We start from the raw sequence: 9,028 nt of genomic DNA on the forward strand, positions 1-9,028 counted from the left end.
CACGGCGGTGCGGTAGGGACTCACCTCCCCGTGATCGTCGCACCGCCACTGGCTGCTCCACAGATCGGGTGGACGCAGCGGTCCGAGACAGCGCGGGCAGGCCGCAGCAATGGTCACCGGGCGCCTCCTGGCGTAGGTGGAGATGTCGCCGAACATCGGCACTCCGGCACCGGTATGCCCTCGGCTTTCCACCCGCAATCGCCCCACCAGGTTCCCACCCGCAATCGTCCGACCTGGGCAGATATGCCGAACAGCCGGGTGCGCCACCCCTCCGTCACCCCTCCGGGCGGGCCGTCACCCCTCCGGGCGGGCCGGGGAGGGAGGCTGACGGCGCGCCGCGAGCTCCGCGAACGCCTCGTCGAGGAGATCGAGGCCAGCCAGCAGCAACGGCTCCTCGATCACCAGCGGTGGCAGCAGCCGGAGCACGTTGCCCCAGGTGCCCGCGGTGAGCACGATCAGGCCGCGACGATGGCAGGCGGCGGCCGCGGCGGCGGTGAGGACCTTGTCCGGGCTGTCGTCGCCGGCGCCCCGGACCAGCTCCAGGGCGACCATCGCGCCCCGCCCCCGGACATCCCCGACGAAGTCGTACCGCTCGCGCAACGCGTGCAGGCGGGGCAGGGCGATCTCGCCGATCCGGCGGGCCCGGCCGGCCAGGTCCTCGGACTCGATGAGGTCGATCGCGGCGAGAGCCGCGGCGCAGGCCGCCGGGTTCCCCCCGTAGGTGCCGCCGAGCCCGCCGACCTGGGGGGCGTCCATGATCTCCGCACGGCCGGTGACGGCCGCGAGCGGCAGGCCGCCGGCGATGCCCTTGGCGGTGGTGATGAGATCCGGGACGACGCCTTCGTGCTCGCAGGCGAACATCGTCCCGGTCCGGGCGAACCCGGTCTGCACCTCGTCCGCGACGAACACGATCCCCGCGACCGTACAGAACTCGGCGAGGCGGGGCAGGAACCCGGTCCCGGGGACGATGAAACCGCCCTCCCCCTGGATCGGCTCGATGACCATCGCGGCGACGGACGCGGCCCCGATCTCGTCCCGCACGAGCTCGATCACCCGCTCGGCGGCCTCCTCCCCACAGCGGTCGGGACCGGTCGGCCAGCGGTAGGGATACGCCAGCGGCATCCGGTAGACCTCGGGCGCGAACGGCCCGAACCCACTCTTGTAGGGCATCGACTTCGCGGTCATCGCCATCGTCAGGTTCGTCCGGCCATGGTAAGCGTGCTCGAAGACGACGACCGCGCCCCGGCCGGTCGCACTGCGCGCGATCTTGACGGCGTTCTCGACGGCCTCCGCTCCGGAGTTGAACAATGCCGAGCGTTTCTCATGGGTACCCGGCGTCAGCCGGTTCAGCGCCTCACAGACGGCGATATAGCCCTCGTACGGCGTCACCATGAAGCAGGTGTGGGTGAACCGGCCGATCTGCTCGCGCACGGCCTCGACGACCCCGTCCGCAGCGTTGCCGACGCTGACCACCGCGATCCCCGAACCGAAGTCGATGAGCGAGTTGCCGTCCACGTCGACCACGACCCCGCCGCCCGCCGCGTGCGCGTAGACCGGGAGGGTCTCACCGACCCCCCGGGCCACGGCGCCGACGCGGCGCGCGGCGAGTGCCCGGGACCGCGGGCCGGGGATCTCGGTGTGCAGACGCGGCTCCTGGGGCAGCCGCGGGCCGCCGGTGGCGGGCAGGCCGATTCCGGTCGCCGCCGGGTTAGGAATGGTCATCGTCGGCTCCTACCTGATCGTATGCGCGCACGTACCTGTCCACGGCCCGGGCCACGCCGCCGCGCCGCGGCCCTGGTCCGGTCTGGGCCGGGCCGGGCCGGCCATCGTCCCCCGCCGCCGGGATCCGGCCGGTGCTCCTCGGGCGGGACCGGGCGCGCCGCAGGCGCCCCGCCCGCGCGGGCGCCTAGAATGAGCTCGATGGTGATGACGACGGCAGGCGGCTCGACGCCAGGCGGCCCGGTGGCCGCCCGCGCCGACCGGTCATCCGCGCGATGAGCGAGCCGACGCCGTTCTGGCTGGCAGGCAAGCCGGCCACCGGGTCGGCGACGACCACCGTTCGGCACCCATTCGACGGCGCGGAGGTCGCCGTCGTCGCGCAGCCGGACCCCGACCAGGTTGAGACGGCCGTGGCCGCCGCGGCGGCGGTCGCCCCGGCGTTCGCGGCGCTGCCGGCCCACGTCCGCGCCGGCGCGCTCGCCGGCGTGTCGAAGGAGATCGCCCGTCGAGGCGACGAACTGGCCCGTCTCATCACCGCGGAGAGCGGTAAGCCGCTGACCTGGTCGCGTGCCGAGGTGGCCCGGGCAAGCTCCACCTTCCGCTGGGGGGCGGAGGAGGCCCGGCGTTTCGCCGGGGAGCTGACCAGGCTGGACACCGATCCCCCCGGGGAGGGACGGCTCGCGCTCACCCGGCGTTTCCCCCGCGGGCCCGTGCTGGGCATCACCCCCTTCAACTTCCCGCTCAACCTGGTCGCCCACAAGGTGGCGCCGGCGCTGGCGGTCGGCGCGCCGATCATCGTGAAGCCGGCCCCGCGCACGCCGCTGTCGGCGCTGTTCCTCGGCGACCTGCTCGCCGACGCCGGCTTGCCCGAGGGGTCGTGGTCGGTCCTCCCGATCCCCAACGACCGCCTCGGCCCGCTCGTCGCGGACCCTCGGCTGCCCGTGGTGTCCTTCACCGGCTCCGGCCCGGTGGGCTGGTCCATCCGCGACACGGTCCCCCGCAAGCATGTGGTCCTCGAACTCGGCGGGAACGCGGCGGTGCTGGTCGCCGCCGACTACGCGACCCCCGCCGATCTGGCCCGGGCCGCCGGCCGCATCGCCCTGTTCGCCAACTACCAGGCCGGCCAGTCGTGCATCGCCGTGCAGCGGGTCTACGCCGACCGCACGATCGTCGACGAACTGCTCGCCGAGATCGTCGCCGCCGTGCGGGCGCTGCACGACGGGGATCCGGCCGACCCGGCCACCGACGTGGGGCCGCTGATCGACGTCGCGGCGGCGGAACGGGTCGAGGCGTGGATCACCGAGGCCGTCGAGGCGGGGGCGACACTCGTCTGCGGCGGGACGCGCCACGGCACGAGTCTCAGCCCGGCCGTGCTGACCGGCGTTCCGCCCGCCGCCAAGGTGGTGAGCGAGGAGGTCTTCGGCCCGGTGATCGTCGTGGCGGCGGTCGACGGCGTTGACGAGGGCTTCGCCCGGATCAACGACAGCGCCTACGGCCTGCAGGCCGGGGTGTTCACCCATGACCTGGCCACCGCCTTCCGCGCCCACCGGGAGCTCCAGGTCGGGGGGGTCGTCATCGGCGACGTCCCGTCGTACCGGGCCGACCAGATGCCCTACGGCGGGACGAAGGGTTCCGGCATCGGGCGGGAGGGGGTCCGCTCGGCCATGACCGACCTCACCGAGGACCGGGTGCTGGTCCTGACCGGTCTGGACCTGTAGGCCTCCCTGCCGCCCGCCGTCGCCCACCACCACGGCCCGCACCGCCGTCTCGCCACGGCCTGCCGCCACCGCCTGCCGCCCACATCATCGCCGCGCGGCGAAAAGCTGCCACTATGAAGCATTATGGAGCGGGTGGCCATCGACCTGCACACCCATTCGACCGCCTCGGACGGCCTGGAGTCACCGGAGAACCTCGTCCGGCTCGCAGCCGGGCAGGGCCTGTCGATCCTCGCGCTCACCGACCATGACACCATCGCGGGCATCGGCCGCGCGGCCGCGGCCCTGCCTGCCGGGCTGACCCTGGTGCCGGGCGCCGAGATCTCCTGCCAGGTCGAGGTGGCAGGTGCGTGGGTATCCCTGCACGTGCTGGCCTACCTGTTCGACCCGGCCGAGCCGGCGTTCGCGGCGGCCCGGGCCCGGGTGCGGGAACATCGCGCCACCCGGGCCCGTCGGATGGTCGACCGACTCGCCGCGGACGGGCATCCGGTGCGCTGGGAACGGGTCCTGGAGCTGGCGGCCGRCACGGTGGGCCGCCCCCACATCGCCGCGGTCATGGTCGAGGCCGGGCTGATCCCCGAGGTGGCGGCCGCGTTCAGCAACCGGTGGATCGGCGCGGGCGGACCGTACTGGGTGGGCAAGGAGCAGCCGGACGTCTGGGAGGCGCTTCGCCTCATCCACGGCGCCGGCGGGGTGAGCGTGTTCGCGCACCCGTTCGCGAGCAGGCGCGGCGTCACGGTCGGTCCCGAGGTGATCGAGGCGATGGCGAAGGCGGGCCTGACCGGCCTCGAGGTCGATCATCCCGATCACCTACCCGTCGCGCGGCGCCGGCTACGTGGCCTCGCTGCCGAGCTCTCGCTGGTGGCGACCGGTTCCAGTGACTTCCACGGCGCCAGCAAGCCCCAGGGGCTCGGGGCCGAGACCACCTCCCGGGAGGCGTACGAGGCGTTGATCTCCACCGCGCGGGGGGCGGTCCCGATCACCGCGTCCGGATGACCGGCCGCGCGGTGCCGGGCACGCGCTGCCGGGCACGCTGCCGGCAGGCCATGGCCGCTCAGGCGTTCGCGTCGTACCCCCGGCCGTTGCCGCCCGGCCTCGGCGGGCTCAGCCGGCCCAGCAGCTCGGCGAGCAGGTCCTGCTCGGTTCGGCTGAAGTGGGAGAGCACGTGCCGGGCGACCCCCTTGAGGTGGGTGCCCGAGGCCGCCCGCAAGCGGTCGAACCCCTGCGGGGTGAGGGTGGCGAGCGTGCCGCGGGCATCCGACGGGCAGGACCGCCGGGCGACCAGTCCCTCCCGTTCCAGCCGGTCGACCAACCGGGTGAGACCGCTGCGGGAGAGCAGCACCGCCTGGGCGAGTTCGCTCATCCGTAACTCGCCGTTCGGGGCCTCGGYGAGCTGGACCAGCACGTCGTACGAGGCCAGGGGAAGCCGGTGAGCCGCCTCGAGCTCGGCCTCGAGGACCCGGGTCACGTGGGCATGGGCGTGCAGCAGCTCACGCCAGGCCCGCATCCCATGTTCGTCGACCCAGTCCTCGCCGGTCTCGGAGCTGGCGCCGAACATCTCTTCGACTGCCATCGCGTCCTCCCGCCCCCGCACGATCAGCCTACGTCGCGGCCCGCCCGCAAAACCGTCCCAAGCAGCCGCCTCCGTCACCGGGACACATACCAGGCACATACCGGGACACAATCACCCCTGGTCATGACGATGGGCACGCTCCGCACCCGTCGTGAAGCCGACAGGGCGGCTCACGATCCCCGGTCCGCCGTGTTCGGCGGACCGGGGATCGTGAGCCGGCGCCGTCACGTCCCCCGCGGGCTATCGTGGACCCACAGGCGGCCCGGCGGGCCGCACCTGATACCAACCTGTGACTGAGGTTTCCCTTGTCCCTATCCCGGCCTTCCCCCGACGCGATCCAGTCGGCTCTGGCGACGGTGCACGATCCCGAGATCGGTCGTCCCATCACCGAGCTGGACATGGTCTCGTCGGTTCGCGTGCTCGACGACGGCTCGGTCGACGTCGGGGTCCTGCTCACCGTGTCCGGCTGCCCCATGCGCGACGAGATCATCAATCGGGTCAGTCGAGCCGTCAGCGCGGTCGAGGGCGTCCGCGAGGTCCGCGTCGATCTGCAGGTCATGTCGGACGAGCAACGCGGTGCCCTGCACGCGAAATTGCGGGGGGGCAACGCCCCCAAGGCGATTCCCTTCGCCCAACCAGGCTCGACCACCAGGGTCTACGGCGTCGCCAGCGGCAAGGGCGGCGTCGGCAAGTCCTCGATCACCGTGAACCTGGCCGCCGCGATGGCCCGTTCGGGCCTGTCGGTCGGTGTGCTCGATGCCGACATCTATGGGCACTCCGTGCCCCGCATGCTGGGCATCGACCGCCCGCCCACCCAGGTCGAAAAGATGATCATGCCGCCCCAGGCACACGGGGTGCGAGTCATCTCCACCGGGATGTTCACGCGCGGCAACCAGCCAGTGACCTGGCGCGGACCGATGCTGCACCGTGCCCTGGAGCAGTTCCTGTCAGACGTCTTCTGGGGTGACCTGGACGTCCTTCTCCTGGACCTACCGCCCGGCACCGGTGACATCGCCATCTCCCTGGCCCAGCTGGTGCCGTCCTCCGAACTGCTGCTGGTCACGACCCCGCAGCTGGCGGCCACCGAGGTCGCCGAGCGGGCCGGGACCATCGCCGTGCAGACCCGGCAGAACGTGGTCGGGGTCGTCGAGAACATGGCGTGGCTGCCCTGCCCGCACTGCGGCGAGCGGGTCGACGTGTTCGGCTCTGGCGGCGGGGCTGCGGTGGCCGAGCGGCTGACCAGGGTGCTCGGTCATGACGTACCGCTGCTGGCCCAGATCCCGGTGGACGTCCGGCTCCGGGAAGGCGCCGACAACGGCATGCCGCTGGTCATCGGCGAGCCGGACAGCGAGGCGGGCAAGGCCCTGCACGCGGTGGCGGGCCGGCTCACCTACCGCTCCCGTGGGCTCGCCGGACGCAGCCTCAACCTCACGCCGGTGGGGCGCTGAACACCTACGACCGGCCGTCCGTCCGGGTTCGCGCAGCCTGATCGACGCGAGCCCGGCCCCGGCTGGCCCCGCCCCGGGGCGGGTGCATCGARCCGGCGGCGGCGCCGAACCTCAGGCGACGCCGAACCTCAGGTGGCGTCCGAGTCGAAGGGCACCTCTGTCGCCGGGCCGTCGCTCCGTGCCGGCTGCGCCGGCACGGCCCGGGCGGCGGACGCCTTGCTCGGCGAGACCTTCGACAGCATGGGGGACACCGGACCGGGCGGCGCCGCCGGAACCGCGGCCTCGGCGCCGGGACGAGCCGGATCCTTGGCCGCGGGATCTCTCGGCAGCGAGGACTTGGTCAGTGACGGCGCCGCGGGCGGATCGTCACCGAGGAGCAGCGAGTCGAGCGAGGTCCGCTTGGTGAGGTATGGCGGCAGAACCGGATCGTCCTCGAACAGGTGCTTGCGGACGAAGGTCTTGGGATGCAGGTCCCGGATATCCAGATCGGCGAATTCCGGGCCCAGCTCGGACCTGAGATCGTTACGCATGCCGTTGGCCAGCTGACGCAGCTGACGCAGCACGCGTCCCGCGTCCCTGGCGGCCTTGGGCAACCTGTCCGGGCCGAAGACGAACAGCCCGATCAGAAGCAAGACGACGACTTCACCCCACCCGACACCGTTGAACACGCGCTGAGCGTACCTCTCCCGGTGTTGCGGGCAAGGAGCTCATGGGCAACGAAAAGATGTCTGCGGCTCAGCGCTGTTGTTCCTGCAGCGTCAGCTGGGTGGTCGCGGTGGCACCGGCGCGTTCGTAGGCGACCGACACCCGGTCACCTACCCGGTGGAGCCGGGCTGCGACGATGAGGTCGTTCATCCCGCTGATAACCCTGGTTTCCACCCGCGTGATGATGTCGCCGACGCGCAGCCCGGCGCGCTCGGCGGGGCCACCGGGCGCCAGGTTGACGACGCGGGCACCCGACGTGGTCCCCATGGCCTTCGCCTGGCCGGCGGTGACGGTCGCGGCTGACACGCCGAGGTACGGGTGGGTCGCCCGACCGGTCGAAATGATCTCCTGAGCGACCGAGCGGGCGAAGTCGATCGGGATGGCGAACCCCACGCCGATGCTGCCGCTCTGGCTCTGGGACTCATGGCCGGGCACCGCGGCGATCGCGGTATTGATCCCCACCATCTGGCCGAGGCCGTCGAGCAGCGGACCACCGGAGTTGCCCGGATTGATCGCCGCGTCGATCTGGATCGCCCCGATGAGCACCGTGGGGTCGGTGCCGCTCTCGGCCGGGACCATGGGATTGCGGTCGAGCGCGCTGACGACGCCGGTCGTCACGGTGCCGGCGAGGCCGAACGGCGCCCCGATGGCAACCACCGGCGCTCCCACGACCAGCGAGCCGGACTGGCCGAGCGTCACCGCCGGCAGGGGCTGCGGGGCCGGGATCCGCAGGACGGCAATGTCAGTCTTGGGATCCCGCCCGACCAGGTCGGCCCGGACCTGGCCGAACTCCTGGTAGCGGCGCACGGAGATCGGAGTTCTGGCGGCGACCGCGGACGCCACGACGTGGTTGTTCGTCAGGATGTACCCCTCCGGGCTAATGATCACCCCGGAGCCGGTACCCGCGGCATCGCCGTCCCCCCCGCCACCGGCGTCGATCGTCACCACACTGGGCAGAGCCGTCGCGGCGATCGACGCGACCGACCTGCGGTCGGAGCTGGGCGCGGCGGTACCGACCGGCAGGGCCGCCGACGCCTGTTGGTCGCTGCCGCGCTCGGTCATCGAGACGAGCAGCGCACCGATCCCCCCACCCAGCAGACCCGCGACCAGGATGCTCGCGAGGAGGACCCGGTGACCGAGAACGACCGGGCGACCAGGAGCGACCAGGCGCCCCCGCGGCGCCGAACGACCAGTCAGGACATCGGCGAACGGCACGGCGAACGGCGCGGCGTTCGAGCCGCCGCTGTCGGAGCCGCCGCCGTCGGAGTCCGCGGGCAGCGGATACGGCGTCGAGGTCGGCGACCACGCCCGCGGGGAGCCCGTCTCGGCGGGCGGTGGGGCCGGCGGCTGCGTGCCGAAGCCACGCACCGCGGTCACCGTCGGCAAGCCTCCCGACGGCTCCCGCGGGTTCCCGTCCGCCGCAGCGTGCCCGCGGTCGGTCGCGGCGGCGCCCGGGTCGCAGCCCGCCCGGGCGCCCGGCGCCCCCGGACCCGAAACGCCCGTCCTCGAAACACCCGCCCCCGGAGCACCCACGCCCGGAGCACCCACGCCCGGAGCGGCCCCCTCGACCCGCCCGGAATGCCGGGGGTGGCGATGCCCTCCGGGAGCGGAGCCGGGCCTGTCCTCACCGGGTGGGAGGGTCGGCGGACGCCGGCCGGGCTGACGTACCGGAATCCGCGCCGCCCCGGATTCCGGCGTCGCACCCTCACGGGCCGTGGGCCGCGGCTGCGGCCCCGCACCCGATGGCCCCGCACCCGATGGCCCCGCACCCGATGGCCCCGCACCCGATGGAGTCCCCGGGGCCGGCTCAGGAGCGCGTGCCGCCGGGCTACCCGTGCCCGGCGTCCCGGCGGCCGTGGGTCGCCGCT

The 9,028-nt window shown here is 73.2% G+C and carries 8 protein-coding genes; 3 read left to right on the forward strand and 5 right to left on the reverse strand.

Annotation, left to right across the window (positions count from 1 at the left end; translation table 11 throughout):
* Together KBI5_RS28740 and gabT are read right to left on the reverse strand one after the other, a co-directional pair.
* A partial coding sequence (locus KBI5_RS28740) for a DUF6758 family protein (RefSeq protein ID WP_347272507.1) occupies positions 1-156 on the reverse strand: 156 nt, incomplete at its 3' end.
* 138 nt (positions 157-294) lie between these two features.
* On the reverse strand, positions 295-1,722 hold the full coding sequence (gene gabT, locus KBI5_RS14415) for a 4-aminobutyrate--2-oxoglutarate transaminase (protein WP_011438198.1): 1,428 nt from the start codon (positions 1,720-1,722) through the stop codon (positions 295-297).
* 272 nt (positions 1,723-1,994) lie between these two features.
* Between gabT and KBI5_RS14420 the strand changes: the two genes are divergently transcribed.
* Both KBI5_RS14420 and KBI5_RS14425 read left to right on the forward strand, forming a co-directional pair.
* Complete coding sequence (locus KBI5_RS14420; protein ID WP_085015510.1) at positions 1,995-3,437, forward strand: aldehyde dehydrogenase family protein; 1,443 nt, start codon at positions 1,995-1,997, stop codon at positions 3,435-3,437.
* 123 nt (positions 3,438-3,560) lie between these two features.
* The gene (locus KBI5_RS14425; RefSeq protein ID WP_085015511.1) at positions 3,561-4,430 is read left to right on the forward strand and encodes a PHP domain-containing protein; all 870 of its coding nucleotides are present in this window, start codon (positions 3,561-3,563) and stop codon (positions 4,428-4,430) included.
* A 58-nt stretch (positions 4,431-4,488) separates the two neighbouring features.
* Here KBI5_RS14425 and KBI5_RS14430 read toward each other — a convergent pair whose 3' ends face one another.
* A complete protein-coding gene (locus tag KBI5_RS14430; RefSeq protein ID WP_085015514.1) occupies positions 4,489-5,007 on the reverse strand; it encodes a MarR family transcriptional regulator in 519 nt (172 codons plus the stop codon).
* A 305-nt stretch (positions 5,008-5,312) separates the two neighbouring features.
* Between KBI5_RS14430 and KBI5_RS14435 the strand changes: the two genes are divergently transcribed.
* Positions 5,313-6,455 (forward strand): P-loop NTPase, encoded by a 1,143-nt coding sequence (locus tag KBI5_RS14435; protein WP_011438202.1) that lies wholly within the window; start codon positions 5,313-5,315, stop codon positions 6,453-6,455.
* Between the two features lie 128 nt (positions 6,456-6,583).
* On the opposite strand, the gene tatB is transcribed toward KBI5_RS14435, so the two are convergent.
* Both tatB and KBI5_RS14445 read right to left on the reverse strand, forming a co-directional pair.
* Positions 6,584-7,123 (reverse strand): Sec-independent protein translocase protein TatB, encoded by a 540-nt coding sequence (gene tatB, locus KBI5_RS14440; protein WP_085015512.1) that lies wholly within the window; start codon positions 7,121-7,123, stop codon positions 6,584-6,586.
* 67 nt (positions 7,124-7,190) lie between these two features.
* The gene (locus tag KBI5_RS14445; protein WP_241882906.1) at positions 7,191-8,537 is read right to left on the reverse strand and encodes a trypsin-like peptidase domain-containing protein; all 1,347 of its coding nucleotides are present in this window, start codon (positions 8,535-8,537) and stop codon (positions 7,191-7,193) included.
* Positions 8,538-9,028: the final 491 nt, after the last annotated feature.

The sequence above is a fragment of the Frankia sp. KB5 genome (assembly GCF_002099325.1).
GTDB lineage: Bacteria > Actinomycetota > Actinomycetes > Frankiales > Frankiaceae > Frankia > Frankia casuarinae.

Bases quoted from the DNA above. Each gene is read 5' to 3' on its own strand.
- gabT (WP_011438198.1), bottom strand. From the start codon at position 1,722: ATGACCATTCCTAACCCGGCGGCGACCGGAATCGGCCTGCCCGCCACC.
- KBI5_RS14420 (WP_085015510.1), top strand. From the start codon at position 1,995: ATGAGCGAGCCGACGCCGTTCTGGCTGGCAGGCAAGCCGGCCACCGGG.